Origin of the sequence: Blastomonas ursincola (assembly GCF_013607875.1) — a bacterium.
Classification (GTDB): domain Bacteria; phylum Pseudomonadota; class Alphaproteobacteria; order Sphingomonadales; family Sphingomonadaceae; genus Blastomonas; species Blastomonas ursincola.
The window spans coordinates 534,839-552,542 of sequence record NZ_VDES01000002.1 but is presented as its reverse complement, the minus strand read 5'-3'; the positions used below and the strand labels follow the sequence as shown (position 1 = coordinate 552,542).

The 17,704-nt window shown below is 65.2% G+C and carries 19 protein-coding genes and 1 riboswitch; of the genes, 9 read left to right on the top strand and 10 right to left on the bottom strand.

The genetic code is table 11. The features are described from left to right. The first annotated feature begins 200 nt into the window (after positions 1–200). The gene (locus FG486_RS08700; RefSeq protein WP_171007807.1) at positions 201–1,148 is read left to right on the top strand and encodes a MipA/OmpV family protein; all 948 of its coding nucleotides are present in this window, start codon (positions 201–203) and stop codon (positions 1,146–1,148) included. A gap of 49 nt (positions 1,149–1,197) precedes the next feature. On the opposite strand, the gene FG486_RS08695 is transcribed toward FG486_RS08700, so the two are convergent. The 3 genes from FG486_RS08695 to FG486_RS08685 form a co-directional block, all read right to left on the bottom strand. After that, the gene (locus FG486_RS08695) at positions 1,198–1,995 is read right to left on the bottom strand and encodes a TIGR00266 family protein (RefSeq protein ID WP_066284166.1); all 798 of its coding nucleotides are present in this window, start codon (positions 1,993–1,995) and stop codon (positions 1,198–1,200) included. Between the two features lie 127 nt (positions 1,996–2,122). After that, entirely contained in the window at positions 2,123–3,556 is a 1,434-nt protein-coding gene (locus FG486_RS08690; RefSeq protein WP_241695672.1) for a hypothetical protein, read from the bottom strand. Next, the gene (locus tag FG486_RS08685) at positions 3,553–4,188 is read right to left on the bottom strand and encodes an ATP-binding cassette domain-containing protein (protein ID WP_181267245.1); all 636 of its coding nucleotides are present in this window, start codon (positions 4,186–4,188) and stop codon (positions 3,553–3,555) included. The genes FG486_RS08690 and FG486_RS08685 overlap by 4 nt, the downstream gene beginning before the upstream one ends. Before the next feature lie 76 nt (positions 4,189–4,264). Next, positions 4,265–4,369, top strand: a riboswitch (TPP riboswitch). A gap of 47 nt (positions 4,370–4,416) precedes the next feature. On the opposite strand from FG486_RS08685, the gene thiC reads away from it, so the two are divergent. The 4 genes from thiC to FG486_RS08665 all read left to right on the top strand — a co-directional run bounded on the left by thiC (position 4,417) and on the right by FG486_RS08665 (position 7,290). Beyond that, positions 4,417–6,306 carry a phosphomethylpyrimidine synthase ThiC gene (gene thiC, locus FG486_RS08680; protein WP_181267244.1) on the top strand — a complete coding sequence of 630 codons (1,890 nt, stop codon included), beginning with the start codon at positions 4,417–4,419 and terminating at the stop codon, positions 6,304–6,306. Beyond that, complete coding sequence (locus tag FG486_RS08675; protein ID WP_338401598.1) at positions 6,303–6,545, top strand: DUF4160 domain-containing protein; 243 nt, start codon at positions 6,303–6,305, stop codon at positions 6,543–6,545. The genes thiC and FG486_RS08675 overlap by 4 nt, the downstream gene beginning before the upstream one ends. After that, complete coding sequence (locus tag FG486_RS08670; protein ID WP_181267243.1) at positions 6,529–6,789, top strand: DUF2442 domain-containing protein; 261 nt, start codon at positions 6,529–6,531, stop codon at positions 6,787–6,789. The genes FG486_RS08675 and FG486_RS08670 overlap by 17 nt, the downstream gene beginning before the upstream one ends. A gap of 159 nt (positions 6,790–6,948) precedes the next feature. Beyond that, entirely contained in the window at positions 6,949–7,290 is a 342-nt protein-coding gene (locus tag FG486_RS08665; RefSeq protein ID WP_181267242.1) for a cystatin family protein, read from the top strand. 256 nt (positions 7,291–7,546) lie between these two features. Here the strand turns inward: FG486_RS08665 and FG486_RS08660 are convergent, their stop codons facing one another. Next, entirely contained in the window at positions 7,547–8,071 is a 525-nt protein-coding gene (locus tag FG486_RS08660) for a hypothetical protein (RefSeq protein WP_181267241.1), read from the bottom strand. A 234-nt stretch (positions 8,072–8,305) separates the two neighbouring features. On the opposite strand from FG486_RS08660, the gene FG486_RS08655 reads away from it, so the two are divergent. After that, a complete protein-coding gene (locus FG486_RS08655; protein WP_181267240.1) occupies positions 8,306–8,728 on the top strand; it encodes a hypothetical protein in 423 nt (140 codons plus the stop codon). A gap of 20 nt (positions 8,729–8,748) precedes the next feature. Here the strand turns inward: FG486_RS08655 and FG486_RS08650 are convergent, their stop codons facing one another. The 6 genes from FG486_RS08650 to FG486_RS08625 form a co-directional block, all read right to left on the bottom strand. Further along, the gene (locus tag FG486_RS08650; protein WP_241695671.1) at positions 8,749–9,114 is read right to left on the bottom strand and encodes a hypothetical protein; all 366 of its coding nucleotides are present in this window, start codon (positions 9,112–9,114) and stop codon (positions 8,749–8,751) included. A 28-nt stretch (positions 9,115–9,142) separates the two neighbouring features. Next, complete coding sequence (locus tag FG486_RS08645) at positions 9,143–9,508, bottom strand: hypothetical protein (protein ID WP_181267239.1); 366 nt, start codon at positions 9,506–9,508, stop codon at positions 9,143–9,145. Position 9,509: 1 nt separating this feature from the next. After that, positions 9,510–10,559: a hypothetical protein gene (locus FG486_RS08640; RefSeq protein WP_181267238.1), complete on the bottom strand. Its 1,050-nt coding sequence runs from the start codon at positions 10,557–10,559 to the stop codon at positions 9,510–9,512. Between the two features lie 86 nt (positions 10,560–10,645). Beyond that, entirely contained in the window at positions 10,646–11,914 is a 1,269-nt protein-coding gene (locus FG486_RS08635; RefSeq protein ID WP_181267237.1) for a glycosyltransferase family 87 protein, read from the bottom strand. A 186-nt stretch (positions 11,915–12,100) separates the two neighbouring features. Beyond that, complete coding sequence (locus FG486_RS08630; RefSeq protein ID WP_181267236.1) at positions 12,101–12,538, bottom strand: DUF2141 domain-containing protein; 438 nt, start codon at positions 12,536–12,538, stop codon at positions 12,101–12,103. 13 nt (positions 12,539–12,551) lie between these two features. Then, positions 12,552–13,331: a sterol desaturase family protein gene (locus tag FG486_RS08625; protein ID WP_181267235.1), complete on the bottom strand. Its 780-nt coding sequence runs from the start codon at positions 13,329–13,331 to the stop codon at positions 12,552–12,554. 88 nt (positions 13,332–13,419) lie between these two features. Here FG486_RS08625 and crtY point away from each other — a divergent pair, with 88 nt between their 5' ends. The 3 genes from crtY to FG486_RS08610 all read left to right on the top strand — a co-directional run bounded on the left by crtY (position 13,420) and on the right by FG486_RS08610 (position 17,650). After that, entirely contained in the window at positions 13,420–14,595 is a 1,176-nt protein-coding gene (gene crtY / locus FG486_RS08620) for a lycopene beta-cyclase CrtY (protein ID WP_181267234.1), read from the top strand. Between the two features lie 177 nt (positions 14,596–14,772). Next, positions 14,773–15,360 (top strand): TetR/AcrR family transcriptional regulator, encoded by a 588-nt coding sequence (locus FG486_RS08615; RefSeq protein WP_181267233.1) that lies wholly within the window; start codon positions 14,773–14,775, stop codon positions 15,358–15,360. Position 15,361: 1 nt separating this feature from the next. Next, entirely contained in the window at positions 15,362–17,650 is a 2,289-nt protein-coding gene (locus tag FG486_RS08610) for a molybdopterin-dependent oxidoreductase (RefSeq protein ID WP_181267232.1), read from the top strand. The last annotated feature ends 54 nt before the right edge of the window (positions 17,651–17,704 follow it).

The window sequence follows — 17,704 nt, the reverse complement described above, 5'->3', positions numbered from 1 at the left end:
CCGCATGATCGCTGCAAGAATCTTGTCTAATTGCGGCAAGTGCGAAGGCCCTGATTTGTCATCCTGTAAATTTATTCACAAAACTCCGCACCCTGCGCAATCGCCTTGATCTGTTGCACCGCAGCATTATATCGGGCCGCGCGGTGTCCCCCCACATGCTCTCGCCCCGGCGGAGCGCCATCCTTCATGGAATTCATCCGATGATCGCCAGAACCCTTGCGAGCCTTGCCCTGTTTGCCAGCGTCAGCACGCCTGCGCTTGCCCAGGCCGTAGCTGACCAGCCGCCCGCGCCTGCCGCAGAGGAACAGAAGCAGCAGGCCCCCGCGAAGCCCGGGCCGACGCCCGAACAGATGAGGCTTCTCGCCACCGCCGCGGCGATGTCGCAGTCGGTGTTTGCCAAGGATTTCTACATGACCGTGGGCCTGGGGGCAGGCATGGTGCCCAGCTACGAAGGCTCGGACCAGTATGTCTTCTTTCCCGCTCCGATCATCCAGGGCAGCTACAAGGGCTATAATTTCGCTGCACGCGGCCCGGGCCTGTTCGTCGACCTGGTCAAGGACCCGGTGCTGCCCAAGGTGGAATTCATCGCCGGCCCCATGTTCCGCGTTCGGCCCGAGCGCAACAATCGCATCCGCGACGCCGTGGTCAAGCGGCTGGGCGACTTTCCGATCGCGCTCGAGCTCGGCGCATCGGGCGGGGTCAAGATCAACCGCATCTTCGGCCGCTTCGACAGCATGACCTTTACCACCGACGCGCTGTTCGACGTGACCGGGGTGCATTCGGGCGCGATCGTCACGCCGCAGGTCAGCTATAACCGGCTGCTCGGCACCAAGGGCGTGGTCAACGTCTCCGCCTCAGCCGATTTCGTCGATGGCGATTATGCCAATACCTATTTCAGCGTCGATGCCGCCGGCAGCGCTGCATCGGGTCTGCCGCGCTTCCGTGCCGATGGGGGATTGAAGTCGCTCCAGACCTCGGTCCTGCTCGGCCTGGACCTGTCGGGCAACGCGCTTGATGGCGGCTGGGGCGTGTTCGCGCTCGCCAGCTATTCGCGGCTGCAGGGCGATTTTGCCGACAGCCCGATCGTGTCGATCCGCGGCGATGCCAACCAGTATTTCGGCGGCGTCGGCGTGACCTACACCTTCTGATTTTCGGAAAGGCCCCGCGCGCCGGTGCGACGCGCGGGGCCTTTCATCCTCAGTTGTTGCCGCTGATCAGGTCGCCAAACGCGCCGAGCGCAGAGCCTTCGCCCCGGTTCTGACCGCCGCGCGGTCCTGCGGCAGCCAGCATCCGCCCGGCGAGCCGCGAGAAGGGCAGCGACTGGATCCACACATGGCCAGGCCCGCGCAGCCGCGCGAAGAACAGGCCCTCGCCGCCGAACAGCGAGGTCTTGATGCCGCCCGCCGAGACCAGGTCGAAATCGACATTGCCGGTGAACGCGGCGATACAACCGGTATCGACGTGCAGCTCCTCGCCCGCGCGCAGCTCGCGTTCGACGATCGTGCCGCCCATCTGCGCGAACACCATGCCGTCGCCCTCGAGCTTTTGCATGATGAAGCCCTCGCCGCCGAACAGGCCGGTGAGGATGCGCTTCTGGAAATGGATGCCGATCGACACGCCCTTGGCCGCAGCGAGAAAGCTGTCCTTCTGGCAGATCAGCCGCCCGCCATATTGCGACAGGTCGATGGGCAGGATCGATCCCGGCACCGGCGCACCGAAGGCGACGCGCGCCTTGCCAGAGCCCGTGTGCGTGAACACGGTGGTGAACAGGCTCTCGCCGGTGACGAGACGCTTGCCCGCGCCGAGCAGCTTGCCCATGAAGCCGCCGCCCTGGTCGTCGCTGCCGTCGCCGAACACGGTGGTCATCTCGATCGAGGGGTCCTTCCAGACCATCGACCCGGCCTCGGCCACCGCACTCTCGCCGGGGTCGAGTTCGATCTCGACGAACTGCAATTCCTGGCCCTTGATCTCATAATCTATCTCATGCGCGGGCATGGTTCTCTCCTGTTGGTGCTGGGTAGCGCGATCCTAATCGCCGCCTGTGACAGCAGCAATGCGGTGGGTCATAGGCCTGTCGATTGGTCAGGGTCGAGGGCGCGCGCCATGGTGCCATGAATTGGCGTCAGCTCGAGAAATAGACATACCAGGCGATCAGCAGCACCACGCGCGGCGCGAAGGACGACCCCGTCAGCGCGGCAAGCGTGATTGCGGTCACCGAAGCCGCCGCCCCGGTGGTCAGCGCGAGCAGCAGCGGCTCGCCCGATCCGCGCACGATCGCGGCGGGCAGCGCGAGCAGCAGCGACCATGCCAGCCCCGCAACAACAAACGCCGCCCGGCGTAGCATCGGCAGGGTCGCCGTGGTCGCGGTGAGCTTCAACAGCCCCCGCGCCTCGCAGCGCCCGGCCTGCGCGCTCAGCGCGAAGACGAGCAGCAGCAGCGCCGCCGGACTGCCGATATGCCGGTAATCGCCGAAAATCCCTGCGAGCGTCGCCGCCGCCGCGAGCAGCAGGAACAGTCGTCCTGCGCCGATCAGCCGGAACTCCGCCAGAACCAGCCCCAGCAGTGCCGACCGGGCAGGCGGCGCCGGCGGCGCATCGGCGCGCGCGGCCGCCGGTGGCCCGGCGGAGAGAAGCTTCGCAATGCGCCCCTGGCCGGCCTGCTTGCGCCCCGACCGGTGCGGGCGATAGATCAGCCCCGCGACCAGCACCAGCGCCACCGCAATCCCGATCCAGGCAAGGCGCGCGGCGATATAGCCCGGTGCGTGCAGCCCGGCGGCCACGTCGAGGTCGATGCGGCCGGGCTTGAGCGTGGCCGGGTCCACCCCGCCGATCTGCACGTTCATCTCGCCCGCAGGCTCGGGCCCGGCGAGCGGGCGGACGAAGCCCGGATGGTCGAACAGATTGGCGGTGAACGATGAAGGCTGGTTCGCCCCCAGTAGCGGCATCACGATCGATGCCATCCACACGAAGAAATAGGCGAGATCCCCCAGTCCGCCACGCAGCCACGGGACCGCATCGAACAGGATGCGCAGCGCCGCCAGCGCGACCAGCGGCGGCGCCGCGATCAGCCAGAGCGGATAAGCAATCTGCCACAGGCTGTAGGGGCCGCTCACCATCAGCCAGCCGAGGAACCAGCCCGCCAGCGTCAGCGCGCCCAGCGTGCCGAGCAGCACCGCGGCATCGGCGGCGAACCGCCCGAGCAGCATCGCGACGCGCGGCGCGGCGGTCACCTCTTCCACCTGCCAGGGCTGGCGGCGGTTGGTATTGGCGCGGAGGTAGATATAGCCGACCGGCAGCAGCAGTGTCGTCACCACGATGCCCAGCCACACGCCGAGCATCGCCGATGTCAGCACCGGCAACTGATCGGCGACGGCGATCGCCACGCCGCGCCCGCTCTCGTCCGAAATCATGAAGCGCGCGCCCACCGGCGCGATCAGCAGCAGCAGCCACAGCCCCCAGCTGCGCCGATAGCGCATCAGGCTGGTGGCGAACGAGGAACGCAGCACCGCCCCCGGTTGCGCCGCCGGTTGCGCGCCCGATGGCTGAGGCAACATCATTGCGGCGCGACCCGGCCCTGGTCGACGCGCAGCACCTGCACCGCCTGGGGCGCGAGCGCATCGGCAAGGTGCGTGGTCATCACCACCACCGCCTCGGCCGCCCGCTCGACGATCAGCGCGCTGACCTGAGCCGCCGTTTCGCCATCGAGCTCCGCCGTCGGCTCATCGAGCGCGAGCAGTCGCGGCGCGCCGAGCATCGCCTGCGCAAACACCAGCCGCCGCCGCATGCCGCCGGAAAAGGTGGCGATGCGGTTGTTGATATCGGCATGCAGCCCGATCCGCTCGGTAATCGCACCGAACTGCAGGTCCGCAGTGCGCGCATCGAGCCCCTTCAACGCCGCCATATGCAGCGCAAATTCGCGCGCGGTCAGATCCTCGGGCAGATCGACCGCCTGCGGCGCATAGCCCAGCACTGCCCGCAAGGCCTTGCGCGCCCCCGGCAGTGCCGCCCCGTCCCAGGCAATCGCCCCCGCATTGGGCTTCTCCGCCGTGGCGAGCAACCGCAGCAAGGTCGACTTTCCCGCCCCGCTGGGCCCGACCAGCAGCGTCAGCCCGATGGGAAAGGTGGCGGAAACACCGTCAAGCACCCGCTTGCGGCCATAGGATCGGGAAATGTCGGTTAACGTCAGCATGGTGGTGTATTGTAACGGCAATACACTCTTGGCAAGCGGATTTCGCTGGCCTTGGCGCTCCGGGCGTCCTAATCTCCCCCCATCCCCGGGGAGCCGAGCGGCTGAGAGGTGGGTTTGCGCCCCACGACCCGTTGAACCTGAACCGGCTGATACCGGCGGAGGGAGGGAGCGGCGTTGTCCATTCATGCGCCCGCATCCGCTCTCCCGCCGCACAAGGAGAGCATTACGATGGCTGATTTTCCTGCCCGCACCGAGATCGGCGTGACCACCGGGCCCATTCGCGGCAGCCGCAAGATCCATGTCGCGACCAAATCGGGCAGCGGCATCCGCGTCGCGATGCGCGAGATCGATCTCGCCGGCGGCGAGCCTTCGGTCCGCGTCTATGACACCTCGGGCCCCTATACCGACCCCAATGCGCATATCGACATCTCCGCCGGCCTGCCCGAGCTGCGCCGCGACTGGATTCTGGCGCGCGGCGATGTCGACCATGTGCCGCAGCGCGAGGTTCGCCCCGAGGATAACGGCCGGCTCGGCCCCGATCGCTCGGGCGGCGTGCCCCCCTTCCCCAATGTCCGCAAGACCGTGCTGCGCGCCAAGCCCGGCATGAATGTCAGCCAGATGCATTATGCCCGTCGCGGCATCATCACGCCCGAGATGGAATATGTCGCCGAGCGCGAGAATCTGGGCCGCGAGCGGCTCAAGGAATATCGCCGCGACGGCAACAGCTTCGGCGCGTCGATCCCCGATTACGTGACGCCCGAGTTCGTCCGTGACGAGGTCGCGCGGGGCCGCGCGATCATCCCCAGCAACATCAACCATCCCGAAACCGAGCCGATGGCGATCGGCCGCAATTTCCTGGTCAAGATCAACGCCAATATCGGCAACAGCGCGGTCGCTTCCGACGTCGCGTCCGAAGTCGACAAGATGGTCTGGTCGATCCGCTGGGGCGCGGACACGGTGATGGACCTGTCCACCGGCCGCAATATCCACGACACGCGCGAATGGATCCTGCGCAACAGCCCCGTGCCGATCGGCACCGTGCCGATCTATCAGGCGCTGGAAAAGGTCGGCGGCATTGCCGAGGAGCTGACCTGGGAGATTTTCCGCGACACGCTGATCGAGCAGGCCGAGCAGGGCGTCGACTATTTCACCATCCATGCTGGCGTGCGGCTGGCATACATTCCGATGGCGGCGAAACGCGTCACCGGCATCGTCTCGCGCGGCGGGTCGATCATGGCCAAATGGTGCCTGGCGCATCACAAGGAGAGCTTCCTCTACGAGCATTTCGACGAGATCACCGAGATCATGAAGGCGTATGACATCGCCTATTCGCTGGGCGATGGCCTGCGGCCCGGATCGATCGCCGATGCCAATGACGAGGCGCAGTTCAGCGAACTCTACACGCTGGGCGAGCTGACCCATCGCGCGTGGAAGTCCGACGTGCAGGTGATGATCGAAGGGCCGGGCCATGTGCCGATGCACAAGATCAAGGAGAATATGGAAAAGCAGCTGGAAGTGTGCGGCGAAGCGCCCTTCTACACGCTTGGCCCCCTCACCACGGACATTGCGCCCGGCTATGACCATATCACCAGCGGCATCGGCGCGGCGCAGATCGGCTGGTACGGCACGGCGATGCTCTGCTATGTCACGCCCAAGGAGCATCTGGGCCTGCCCGATCGCGACGACGTGAAGGTCGGCGTGGTCACCTACAAGCTCGCCGCGCACGCCGCCGACCTTGCCAAGGGCCATCCGGCGGCGCAGGTGCGCGACGATGCGCTGAGCAAGGCGCGCTTCGAATTCCGCTGGCGCGACCAGTTCAACCTCTCGCTCGACCCCGATACGGCGGAGGAATTCCACGACCAGACCCTGCCGGCAGAGGGCGCGAAGACCGCGCATTTCTGCAGCATGTGCGGCCCCAAATTCTGCTCGATGCAGATCAGCCAGGAAGTCCGCGACTTCGCCACCAAGCAGAACCAGGGCGTGGAAGGCTTTATCGCCACGGGCCCCAGCGGCGCGGAAACCGCAGCGGCAAGCCGCGAGGCCGCTCTCAAGGGCATGGCCGAGATGAGCGAACGCTTCAAGCAGGAGGGCGGGGAGCTGTATCTTCCGGCGGAGTGAGGCAGGATGCCTACCTGCTAAGGCTTGATGGTTTTCGGTTCTATTTCTTCAGTCACGAACCGAACGAGCCCCCGCATGTCCATGTCGACAGGGGGGCGGCGACCATCAAGCTGTGGCTGGACCCGGTTTCCGTCGCACGGAGCCGGGGCTTTCGTGCGCACGAGATAGGTGGCATAATTGCCGCCGTGGATGAGCATCGCACGATGTTTCTGGAGAAATGGCATGAATATTTCAGCTAACCTCACCGACGAGCGCGTGCTGGACGTGCGCTTCGACGATCACAGCCTGATCGTGGATCTGATGGACGGCCGGACCATCTCTGCTCCGCTGGCCTGGTATCCCAGGTTGCTGAACGCCAGGGCAAAGCAGCGGGCAGTGTTGGAGACCTGCGCAGGCGGATATGGCATCCACTGGCCCGAACTGGACGAGGATTTGAGCACCGAAGGCCTGTTGCGTGGGGCACCTGCAGCAAAGGCAGCATAACCACGTGCCCGCGCCTGATGTCAGAATTGTGTGAGCAATAAGCAGTAAGCCCTCTGATCCTGGCGCAATCCTGGCGGGCAGGAATGCCATCCGGATCATTGGCTCTTCCGGCCCTAAATCACGAATGACCCTCCATTTTTTCCAGCCCCGAGTTTCCGCATGATCCGCACCTTGCTCACCCTCGCCCTCCTCACCATGCCCCTTGCCGCCTGCGCGCAGGACGCGCCGCCGGCCGCCGAGCGCGACATGCCGGTCATTACTGGCGGCTGGAGCAAGGCCGCCCTCACCCCCGAGATCGAGGCGGTGGCGGTATGGGCGTTCAATGCGATGGACGTGCCCGGCGCAGAACTGGCCGAGATCGAGAATATCAGCCAGCAGGTCGTGGCGGGGATGAACTATCGCATGGATCTGGTGTTCACCGATGGCCGCCGCTGGCGGGTGCAGGTGTATCAGAACCTCGCGGGCGAGCGCAGCCTGACTAGCGCGCAGGCGGTGAAATAGCCGCAGCGGCGCTGATCGCGGTGATCGTGCCGCCATCCGGAGCTTTTTCGCATGGGCCGTCTGTGAGACCTTCGTGAGCTGGGGGGTGATCTCAGGCAGATCACCGATCCGGGCGCGCCTATCACGCAGATCACGGAAACCGCAGGCGGTGCGATGGGCATCATCGGGGTGAAGCTGCTGCTGGCCTTCCTCCATCACCGGTGCAAGGGCAATTGATATCCAGGCAAGCACGTGAGCATGCGTTACCTGCTCGCGGTCAGACCATCTTGTACCACAGGATCGCGGCCCAGACAGCGATGGTCAGCGCCCCGCCCGTGAAGGTCGCGATCACCGACTGGCGCAGGCAATGCGCCTGTGCGTCGATCGAGTGAATGAACGCGGCGAACAGGCGGCGTTGAAGCTTTTGCACCTGATCCGGGTCGGGTCCGGCGACCAGTCCCTCCTCGAGCCCCTCGGTCTCGAACTCCTCGCCCAGCAGCAGTGCGCGCAGGCACAATATGCTCGACCAGACCAGCGGCAGCAGCCCGACCAGGCTGAGCAGCGTCAGCACCGGCTGGGTCGGCGCATCGAGGCTGAGCGGCGCGCCGGGACTGGCGGAAATGGGGTGCGTACCGATGGTGGTCATCAGCGCGTTGAAAGCTAGCAGCCCGCCGATGCGGATCGACAGGTCGAGATCGCGGTTCTCCAGATATTCGAGCGTCGCGATGAAGCCAGGATCGGGCGTATCGCCCAGCATTGCCTGGAACGCGCGCAGACGGGATCGGAAGAATGGTCGCACCATGGCCTGTTGCTAACCGCAATTGTTCAGGCACGCCAGACGCCGATCGCATGGCGCGGCGGCCAGCGCCTTCCTTTCTACACGATGGCGGCCTTTTCCTGTGCCGGAGCGAGGAATGGCCCGCACAGAATGATCCGATGCGGACGCATCTGCACTTGAACGGCTGTCTGCGCTTCCGGGCACGCGCTAGACTTCGTGCTGCAGCACTGCTGCTGCAACATGGGGCGAAGCTTTGCCATGGTGGATACAAGGTCGGTCCTGCTGGTCGCTCTGCTGGCCTGCACCATGCAGGTCTGCACAGCGGCACCGACACCCGCCCCCAACGCCGAGGCGAAGCCGATGGACTTTTCGCACGTCACAAGCCACGCCCAGGCAGATGCGCTGGTCAAGCGCGGCGAACTGGTGAAGATCTGGCTTTTCCCCAAGCGCTTTGGCGGCCCCGAGGTGCGGGAGAATGTCGGCTATGTCCCCGCGGGCACCGAAGTCGCGCTCGATTTCGCGCATGACCGGATCAGCGGCCTGATCGATCTGAAAGCGATCGATCGCATGACCGTGAAGCCCGAGTATCGTGGGAAGAGCAAGGTGCTCAAGGCGATCACCTATGTCTGCCACGGCGCGCCGGACAAGCCGCCGATCACGATCAGCATCGACATCTGGTAACGGCTTGGCGTGACGCCCGGTCACCCGTTGCCACGCGGAGCCTTGCGTCGGCGGCTGGCGCGGAGGATATCTGTCATCTCGTCAATCAACTCGCGCCCCTTGATGCCGTCCTCGGTCTTGTCGTCCGGGTCCGCCTCGAAATGCGCGCGCATCCTGTCTGACATCTCGACCAGCCGGGCATAGGTTTCGTCACCGATCTGCCGGCGGACGACCTTCAGCCCCTCATTGAGCTGGTGGAAGTTCGTGTCGATATCCTCTTCAAAATCCCAAGGCAGTCTGGATTTGAACTTTGGCGCGGACAGCATCATCGACCCGAGTTGGTCCACGACATCGCCAACGCTCTGCGGGATGTAAAGCTTATCAAGTGGCAGAACTGGCCTGGACATATTGCTCTCCCGAACCATCGGAGCTGTCTTAAATGGTACCGCGCGGAGCCGTACGCCTGAGGCTGGACTCGATGATGTCGCTAATGTCTTCGATCAAGGTGCGGCCCTTTTTGCATTCTCCGTTCTTGTCTTCGGGGTCAGCTTCGAAATGCGCCCGCATCCGCTGCGACATCTCGACGAGCTGGAGATATGTTTTCTCACCGATCTGGCTGCGAACTTGCTTCAAACCCTCATTGAGTCCAAAGAAAGTGATATCGATCCCCTGTTCAGATGCCGAAAACGTGTCTGATCTGAATTCCGGCGCATAGAGCATCATCCAGCCCAAAAAGTTATAAATGGAGTCCAAGTCTTTAGGGACATAATGGCTCTTTTTGCGATCACCGATTGCTGGCATCTTATTTTCCTGGCTTCTTAATAGCGTAGGTACTGCCTCGTCCCAGCCGTGTAGGACGCACAATCACCGTAGAATCAGCTCCAAAGTCAGCGCCGAAGAAGCCTCGAATCTGAGGTTTGGAAGGAAGTTTGCGCTCGGTGGTCATATCATAGGCCATTCTGCCAACTCTTACATCGGGGATACGATATGTTCGAACCGATCTGGATGTATCATATTCGCGACCAGCAACTCGCACCTGCTTGCCGGCTCCGTGTTCAATGCCATGCCGGTCAAACAGCCTGCTCATTTCAGCTTTGACAGAACGATCAATGTAATTGCCAATCGCCTCGCTACGCGAAAGCGATGGTCGCAGGTGCCCAGAATCATATAGTTTGATGGCATTGTCATAAGCCCGGTCAACGCTCGTTTGCATCTGCCTCAGCACTTCCACCTGCAGCGGCCCCGTATCCCCCAGCTTGTTGTAGCGCGCCGCCGCTCGGTGCATCCTGAGGCTCCGGATCTCGTTGATCTGCCCCTCCAACGTGGTCGCAGGGCCGAGGCTCTGGTAGCGGAAATCGGGATCCACCTGCTTGATCTGCGCGATCAGCTTCTTCACCTCGGCATCCGCCAGTTCGGTCGTCAGGCGGCGCGAGGGGCCGGTAATGTCGAGCGCATTGTCGGCAAGCGCGATGATCGCTCCGCCCGGAGCGTTACGCAGACCTGGAAAGGTCTGCTCAAGCGTCATCGGGTCGTAGCTGGGCCGGCGCTGGTTTCCGCCAATTCGGGCGCGCGGATTGGGCTTGTAATTGGCGAGCGTCAGCTGCGGCTGCGCCGCCGGTGCACTGGAGTTTGGAGCGGCACGTCCGCGCAGCGACCGACGCGCAGTACCCGATCGCTTGCCACCCGGAGCGAAGGTGAACTGCCCGTTGTTGGGATCGTGATACGGGTTGAACTTGCGCTCAAGGCGATGCAGTGGCGCGCCGATATCGGGGCCTCTGCCCGTCCTCAGATAAAGTTCAAAAGCGCGCCGATAGCCGAAGGTGCGAGCATCGGGTGGGGGATAGGCATTCATGAATTGCTCCCTTCCATTGAGGGAACAATTCATGAACAAATCCTACATTTCAACCCAGTTAACCTATTTGGTTATTTCTCCGAGCATTAGCTAACCAGCAGCCGAGACTGCTTGTCGACCGACGGCGCTGGAATGCCTGCATCGGCGATGCTGCGTCGCATCGCCACCGCGACCCAGGCGATCAGGGCCACGACCAGCGGCGCCATCAGCGCGAGCGTCTGCCCGTTCATGGCAGGCGCCGAACCATCGGGTAGATAGGATGCGACAAAACCATAACCTGTCGCGACCCAGCACAGCACCAGCAGCGCGGCCTGCTCCCATGGGCGGGTACGAGCCAGCAGATCGGGCAGGATCAAGGCCAGCGCCACGCCCAGCAGGCACAGATCGTAATCATAGGCATAGGGGCTGACGAACACGGTTGCCGCGCAGGCCGAGGCGGCGAGCCAGCGCGGGGGCAGCGCGCGATACCAGCCGATCAGCAGCAACCCCAGGGCGATCACGGCCCCCGCACCCTGGATTGCAAAGGCAAGGCCCGGTTCCGCGCCGAAGCGGAAGGCGGACGCATAGGGCGAAATCATGCGGTACATCGGATAGCGCCCCTCCGACAGGAACATGCCGGATTCGCGCACGCCGTCGATGAACGCGATCCAGATCGAGGGGCCAAAGGCGATGGTCGCGGCGAGAAGCGCGGCAGCGACCGTGACGGCCGCGATCGCCACCGTCTGCCAGCGGCGATGCGTCAGTGCGAGCAGCGCTAGGCCTGCGGCGAGATGCGGCTTGATCACCATCAGCCCCAGCGGCACGCCCGCACCCGACCTTTGCGCCAGCAGCGCGAGCAGGAACCACCCGGTCAGGGCGCCGGTCAGGAACCCGTTCTGGCCGGTCATCACCGTCAGCACGATGATCGGGATCATGGCGAGGATGACGCCAGGGAGGAAAGGCCCCGCGATCCGGCGGAGCACCGTGACGTAGAGCGCCAGCGTGAGTCCCGTGAACAGGCCATAGGCCAGGCCGAGCGGCAATGCCGCCAGTCCGGTCACGAACAGGGTGAAGGGCGGCGGATAGGTCCAGGGCATGAACACCTTGACCCCGGTCGCGGCCTTTTGCGCCCGGGCCATCTTGCGCGCATCATAACCGTCCGCCGCTCGGCCCTGAAGCCCCAGCGTGCCCGCCACATGAAAGGCGTGAAAATCGACCACAGCGGGGTTGCCGCCTTCGGCGACCGGGCGCTGATAGGATATCGCGGCGAAGACGAGCAGCATCGCGATCAGGGTCAGCACCCCCTTGAGCAACCATGGGCGCGTGGCGAGGCCGCGCGGCGGGACATGCGTCGGGGTCGGATCGGGCACGGGCATCGGCGTGTGCCTCATCCAGGCAGCCGAACGGCCCGCCGGGCGGGCGGCAGGTCTTGAGCCGGTTCAGTCTGGCGCATCGATCGGTCCCCGCTGGCTTGCGCGCGCCAGCATGCAGGGGACGGGCTTCAATTTGGTTAACGCGCTGTCACCATTTCGGACAGGACGATGGCCGCCCGGGGGTCCGGCTCACAGATAATATTTGATCTTCACCCGCTGGCTGGTGCCGCTGCCCTGTGCGACGAACACGACCTGCGAAAAGCGCGGCGGGCCGAAGCTGAAGCTGGGGTTGCGCGAAAAGCCGATGCCTTCCTTGGGGATCCCGGCAAAGGTATCGAGCTTGTTGTTGCCATTCTCGTCATGGACGATGGCAAGCGCATACTGCCCGGCGGGCAGGTTCTCGAACCGCGCCACGCCATCTTTGGCCCGCGCGGTCAGTCGATACGCACTCTTGTCCTTATCGCAATCGGGAAAGCTCTTCTCGTTCGCGGTCAGGCACAGCTGCAGCAGCCCCTTGGCCGAACGCAGGTGATCGACCGTGATCTCCACCGTGCTCAGCGGTGCGGCGCCCGGCAGCATGGTCAAAGCCATGAAACCGATTGCGCAGGTAGAAAACAGCTTGCCCATGTCTTTCTCCGGATCAGGCCGAGCGGGTGGCATCGCTCAGCGATGCGTCCTCGCGCGGTCGCGACGTTCTGTCCTGAAAGGCCCCCAGCCCTTTGTCGGTCCCGCATAGCCTGTCCCAGAAGCGGAAATAAAGCCCATAATTGCAGGTATAGCGGGCGTGGTGCAGTTGATGATGGCTCGCGGTTATCAGCCCCTGGCCTAACCGCCCCTGAACCAGCCAGCGCGGAAACAGCTCCCAGCCCATATGGTTGGTGACGCCCATCAGCGTCATGATGAACAGGACAAGGCCCAGCATCGCGGCGTGGATGGGGATCAGGAACACGAGCGCGGGGATCACGACCGCGCCGGTCAGCGCCTCTACGGGATGAAAGCTCATCGCCGCCCACGCGGTCGGCGGGCGGCTGTCATGGTGCACCGCATGCGCGATGCGGAACCATTTCGGCACGTGCATCCAGCGGTGCGTCCAGTAGAACCAGGTATCGTGCGCGAACAGATAGAGCAGCACCGAGACCGGGAGATACCAGAGCGGCCAGGCGTTCCAGTCGGTATAGATCTGCGTCCAGCCCCGGTTCTGCCAACCCCAGGCGACGATGCCGGTGGGGATACCATAGATGGCCGCGCTGTAGAGCGACCAGCGGATTTCCCGCCCGATCTGCGGCTTGAGCCCCGCATAGAGCCCCGGCCGCACCTTCTTCGTCAGCCAGGCGAACAGCCCGCTGGTCATCAGATAGCGCACGCCGACGATCAGCGTCATGGCAATGGCCGACACGAGGATGGAAGACGAGCCGATCATCCGCCCGCTGTAGCGTGCTTCGGCTGCGCTGCAAAGCGCGCCTTCCGCCCTTCCATCGCATCGCCCGCTGCGCTAGGGCGGACAGGACATGAAATCCCCGCGCAATATCTCCAGCAAGACACTCAAATGCGATGTCGCGATTCTCGGCGGCGGCCTGGCCGGCGGGCTGATCGCGCTTGCGCTGCGGCGCAAGCGGCCCGAGCTCGACGTGCTGCTGATCGAGGAAAGCGCGACGCTGGGCGGCAATCATATCTGGTCGTTCTTCGGCCCCGATGTCGCAGGCGAACATCGCTGGCTGGTTGCCCCCCTCGTCTGCCATGGCTGGCGCGGCTATGACGTGAAATTCCCGGGGCACGAGCGTGGGCTCGAGGAAAGCTATTATTCGATCCTCTCCGACCGGTTCGATGCCTATCTGCGCGAAGCGATCCCGGCGCACAATATCGTCACCGGAGTGCGCGCACTCGCCGCCAGCCAGACCAATGTCGTGCTCGAAAACGGCGCGCGGATCGAGGCGGGCGGCGTCATCGACGCTCGCGGCGGCGGCAATGTGCGCCATCTGCGCTGCGGCTGGCAGAAGTTCATGGGGCAGATGCTGCACCTGTCCGAACCGCACGGCCTGACCCGCCCGATCGTGATGGACGCGACGGTCGAGCAGATGGACGGCTATCGCTTCGTCTATTGCCTGCCGGTGAGCCCGATGGAAATCTTCGTCGAGGACACCTATTACAGCGACACCTCGGACCTCGACACCCAGGCCTTGTCCGCCCGGATCAGCGCCTATGCCGACGCCAAGGGCTGGCAGGTCGAGCGGGTGAGCCGCACCGAGACCGGCGCGCTGCCGGTCGTCTATGGCGGCGATTTCGGCGGATACTGGCAATCGACCGGCGGCGATGTCGCCAAGGCGGGGACCCGCGCGGCCTTGTTCCACGGCCTAACCGGCTACTCGCTGCCCGATGCGGTGCGCCTTGCAGCGCATATCGCCGAGATGCCCGACCTTTCAGGCGCGGCGCTTGCCGAGATGAGCCGAAAGACCAGCCTCGACCATTGGCAGGCAGATGGCTTCTACCGAATGCTCACCAAGATGCTGTTCAAGGCCGCCGGGCCCGATGAGCGCTACCGTGTGCTCGAACGCTTCTACACGCTGCCCGACGGCCTGATCGCGCGCTTCTATGCCGGAAAATCCACGCTGATGGACAAGATGCGCGTGCTCGCCGGCCGCCCCCCGGTGCCGATCTGGCGCGCGATCCGCGGGCTGTTCAGCTAGAGCGGCCTAGACGGCCGCCAGGCCCTGAACTTCTCCCATTGAACCCATGGCTCCCGGATGCGGTCGGAAGGCCGCAGCCGTACACCGTCGCGTGCACCCGCGTGTTCCGGATTCAGACGAATTGACATGACAACTGTCATGTGAAATGATCCGGCAACGATCCAGGAGGCGCGAGTCATGAAGCGTGCGGAGCAGAAGGCGGCGACCCGGGCGATGATCCTCGATCTCGCCGCGCGCCGCCTGCGCGAGGAGGGTCTTGCGGGGAATGCCGTCCACCGGCTGATGCGCGATTGCGGGCTGACCCATGGCGGCTTCTATGTCCATTTCCCCAGCAAGGACGCGCTCGATGTCGCCGCGCTCGAACAGGCGATGGCCGAGCATGGATCGCGCGACGCCGCGCTGCCGCCGGGCTTGCCCACCGCCGAGCGCCGCAAGCAGCGCGCACGCCGCTATCTTTCCCGCGCGCATCGCGACGACTCGGCTAATGGCTGCCCACTGGCGGCCTTGCTGAGCGAGGTCGCGCATGCCGGATCTGACCTGCGCGAGACCTTCCAGCACCTGCTCGCCGGGATCGTCACCGACACCGGCGATGCCGAAGGTCCGTCACCGCCATCGGAGGAACTCGCGCTGGCCGCGCTCGCGATGGGCGGGCTCGCGCTCGCACGCGCCGTGCCCGATGCGGCGCTGTCGGATGCGATCCTCAGCGCCTGTCGCGACGCCACCGCCACGCTTGCCGATGCCTATGCCGCGCAGAAGGAGGTCTGACATGAGCGAGAACTGGAAGCCCACCGCCTGCGTCATCTGCTCGCTCAATTGCGGGCTGGAGGTGCAGACCGAAGGCGGCAAGATCACGCGCATCCGTGCGGACAAGAACCATCCCGTCAGCCAGGGCTATCTGTGCGAGAAGGCGCAGCGGATGGACGCCTATCAGCAGGGCCGCGACCGGCTTTCATCGCCGATGCGCCGGCGGCCCGACGGCAGCTATGAGGCGATCGACTGGGACACCGCGATCGCCGAGGTCGCGGCCCGGCTGGCGGCGGTGCGCGATGCGCATGGCGGCGAGAGCATCCTCTATTATGGCGGCGGCGCGCAGGCGAACCACCTGCCGGGCGTCTATTCGCAGAGCACGCTCGCCGCCCTGGGCGTGCGCTATCGCTCGAACGCGCTGGCGCAGGAAAAGACTGGCGAGGCCTGGGTGCAGGCGCGGATGTTCGGCTGCGGCATGCACCATGATTTCGAGCATGCCGAGGTCGCGCTGTTCATCGGCAAGAACCCCTGGCAATCGCACGGCTTCCCGCGCGCGCGGCTGGTGCTGCGTGAGATCGCCGCAGACCCGAACCGCGCGATGATCGTGATCGACCCGCGCCGTAGCGAGACCGCGGCGATGGCCGATTATCATCTCGCGATCCGCCCCGGGACCGACGCCTGGTGCCTCGCCGCGCTCGCCGCGATCCTGGTGCAGGAGGGCCTCGAGAACCGCGAGTGGATGCAGGCGCATGTCGTCAACGAAGGCCCGGTGCTGGACGCGCTGTCGCGCATCCCGGTGAGCGCGTTCGCCGATGTCTGCGGCGTCGACGAAACGCTGCTGCGCGCTGCGGCGTGGCGGATGGCGACGGCCGAAACCCTGGCCTCGATGGAGGATCTGGGCATGCAGATGGGCGTCCATTCGACGCTCGGTTCCTATCTGCACCGGCTGATCATCGGCCTGACCGGCGCCTTCGGGCGCAAGGGCACCAGCTATGCCTTCGTCCCCTTCCGCCCGCTCGGCTCGGGCGGCGGTGGCGGGGCGAGCGGCAAGACCAGTAGCACGAGCGCCCCAGGCGAGCGCAATTTCCGTCGCTCGCCGGTCACCGGCTTTCCCGTCATCATGGGCCTCATCCCGTGCAACGCGATCAGCGAGGAGATCCTCACCGATCACCCGCACCGTTTCCGCGCTATGATCATCGAAAGCTCGAACCCGGTGCATTCGCTCGCCGATACCGCCCGGATGCGCGAGGCGCTACGCGCGCTCGATGTCAGCGTGGTGATCGACATCGCGATGACCGAGACCGCGCGCGAGGCGGACTATGTGCTGCCCGCCGCCAGCCAGTTCGAAAAGGCCGAGGCGAGCTTCTTCAATTTCGAGCCCGAGGCCAATGCCTTCCATCTGCGCCGCCCGCTCTTCCCGCCGCGCGAGGGGACGCTGGAGGAAGGCGCGATCCATGCCCGGCTGTGCGCGGCTCTGGGCGCGTTCGGCGAGGCGGAGATCGCGCCGCTGCGCGCGGCGGCACAGCAAAGCCTCGACCATCTCGCCATGGCGTTCATGCAGGTGATGGGCGCGAACCCCGGACTGATGCGCGTCGCCTCGGCATTGCTCTACAGCGCGCTCGGCCCCGCGCTGCCCGAGGGCATGGGCAATGCCGCCGGCATATGGGGCGTCGCGCAGCTTTTCACCGGTGCCTTTCAGCGAGAGGCCGAGCGCGCCGGGTTCGTCGGTCCGCTGGCCGGAAACCGGCTGTTCGAGGCGATCCTCGACTCCCCCTCGGGCGTGGTGTTCGCGCGGCAGGACGCAGAGGACAGCTGGCAGCGGCTGCGCAGCCCGGGCGGGCAGATCAACCTCTACATTCCCGAAATGGTCGAGGCGCTGCAGGCGCTCGATCCGCAAGGACCGCCGCGCGATCCGGATTATCCCTTCATCCTCTCGGCGGGCGAACGGCGGACCGAGACGAGCAATACCAGCATCCGCAACCCCGACTGGCTGCGCAAGGGCGAGCTTGTCAGCACGCTCAGGGTGCATCCCGAGGATGCCGCGATGCTCGGGCTCGCCGATGGCGCGCCGGTCGATATCATCACCCGCCGCAGCCGCGCGCGCACGCTGGTCGAACTGCACGAGGGCAGTCGGCGCGGCCATGTCTCGCTGCCCAACGGCCTCGGCCTCGACGTGCTGAGCCCCGGCGGCGAGGTGCAACGCCACGGCGTCGCGCTCAACGAGCTCACCGACTATCGCTGGCGCGACCCGATCGTCGGCACGCCCTGGCACAAATATGTGCCCGCGCGGATCGAACCGGTCGGTTGAGCTGGGCGCGCTGGTCGCCCCTCAACCGCCGAGCCCGAGCGAAGCCGAAGGCCC

Bases quoted from the DNA above. Each gene is read 5' to 3' on its own strand.
- crtY (WP_181267234.1), top strand. From the start codon at position 13,420: ATGAAATCCCCGCGCAATATCTCCAGCAAGACACTCAAATGCGATGTC.
- FG486_RS08635 (WP_181267237.1), bottom strand. From the start codon at position 11,914: ATGCCCGTGCCCGATCCGACCCCGACGCATGTCCCGCCGCGCGGCCTC.
- FG486_RS08690 (WP_241695672.1), bottom strand. From the start codon at position 3,556: ATGATGTTGCCTCAGCCATCGGGCGCGCAACCGGCGGCGCAACCGGGG.
- FG486_RS08615 (WP_181267233.1), top strand. From the start codon at position 14,773: ATGAAGCGTGCGGAGCAGAAGGCGGCGACCCGGGCGATGATCCTCGAT.
- FG486_RS08685 (WP_181267245.1), bottom strand. From the start codon at position 4,188: ATGCTGACGTTAACCGACATTTCCCGATCCTATGGCCGCAAGCGGGTG.
- FG486_RS08625 (WP_181267235.1), bottom strand. From the start codon at position 13,331: ATGATCGGCTCGTCTTCCATCCTCGTGTCGGCCATTGCCATGACGCTG.
- FG486_RS08650 (WP_241695671.1), bottom strand. From the start codon at position 9,114: ATGTCCAGGCCAGTTCTGCCACTTGATAAGCTTTACATCCCGCAGAGC.
- FG486_RS08665 (WP_181267242.1), top strand. From the start codon at position 6,949: ATGATCCGCACCTTGCTCACCCTCGCCCTCCTCACCATGCCCCTTGCC.
- FG486_RS08645 (WP_181267239.1), bottom strand. From the start codon at position 9,508: ATGCCAGCAATCGGTGATCGCAAAAAGAGCCATTATGTCCCTAAAGAC.
- FG486_RS08660 (WP_181267241.1), bottom strand. From the start codon at position 8,071: ATGGTGCGACCATTCTTCCGATCCCGTCTGCGCGCGTTCCAGGCAATG.
- FG486_RS08640 (WP_181267238.1), bottom strand. From the start codon at position 10,559: ATGAATGCCTATCCCCCACCCGATGCTCGCACCTTCGGCTATCGGCGC.
- FG486_RS08695 (WP_066284166.1), bottom strand. From the start codon at position 1,995: ATGCCCGCGCATGAGATAGATTATGAGATCAAGGGCCAGGAATTGCAG.
- FG486_RS08610 (WP_181267232.1), top strand. From the start codon at position 15,362: ATGAGCGAGAACTGGAAGCCCACCGCCTGCGTCATCTGCTCGCTCAAT.
- FG486_RS08655 (WP_181267240.1), top strand. From the start codon at position 8,306: ATGGTGGATACAAGGTCGGTCCTGCTGGTCGCTCTGCTGGCCTGCACC.
- FG486_RS08630 (WP_181267236.1), bottom strand. From the start codon at position 12,538: ATGGGCAAGCTGTTTTCTACCTGCGCAATCGGTTTCATGGCTTTGACC.
- FG486_RS08670 (WP_181267243.1), top strand. From the start codon at position 6,529: ATGAATATTTCAGCTAACCTCACCGACGAGCGCGTGCTGGACGTGCGC.
- thiC (WP_181267244.1), top strand. From the start codon at position 4,417: ATGGCTGATTTTCCTGCCCGCACCGAGATCGGCGTGACCACCGGGCCC.
- FG486_RS08700 (WP_171007807.1), top strand. From the start codon at position 201: ATGATCGCCAGAACCCTTGCGAGCCTTGCCCTGTTTGCCAGCGTCAGC.